This is a genomic window from Vibrio sp. 1249-1, assembly GCF_033340495.1.
Window position 1 is genome coordinate 1 of record NZ_JAWOWJ010001067.1, and the last position, 541, is coordinate 541.

General features: G+C 44.9%; 1 pseudogene. It reads left to right on the plus strand.

The window, feature by feature from the left end:
• Positions 1-125: 125 nt before the first annotated feature.
• Positions 126-541, plus strand: a pseudogene (locus R7Z50_RS30500) (hypothetical protein); the annotation flags it as partial.

The window sequence follows — 541 nt, forward strand, 5'->3', positions numbered from 1 at the left end:
TACTGACGTACAGTGAGGGTAATGACCTGCCTAAGATTGCTTGGTCAGACTTTAAGTAATCATCATTGTAAACCTTGTAAAAAGACGCCTTAGAGCGTCTTTTTGCGTTTCTGGAGAGCAGTTATATGAACGAAACATATGATTGGTTAGAGCAGTCTTCTGACTTAAGTATGGACAACCTAGCAACATCCGGTTGGACTGAAGAAGCGGTAAGTTCTTGGGGTGAAGCTCAACCGAGTGAGCCCACTTCTTTTGATAGCGTTAAGCGCAAAGCTAAACCCCTGGTGGGTCGTAAGCCCAAAAAGAAGAAGCAAACTAAGCGAAAGCGACGAGAGGCAACACCGTTCTTTGAACGTCCCGTGATAGCCATGGATACTGAGTATGTGGAGTCTGAATGCGGAACCTACAACCGTATCTTGAGTTACCAATTCGCGGTTCTATTCAAGGGCGAGTTATCAACGATTATCTTGTTTCCTGAATCGACCAAAAAATCGGGACGACTAGCACTGGACAAATGCTTGGTTCAGGCTATCGAAAAAGC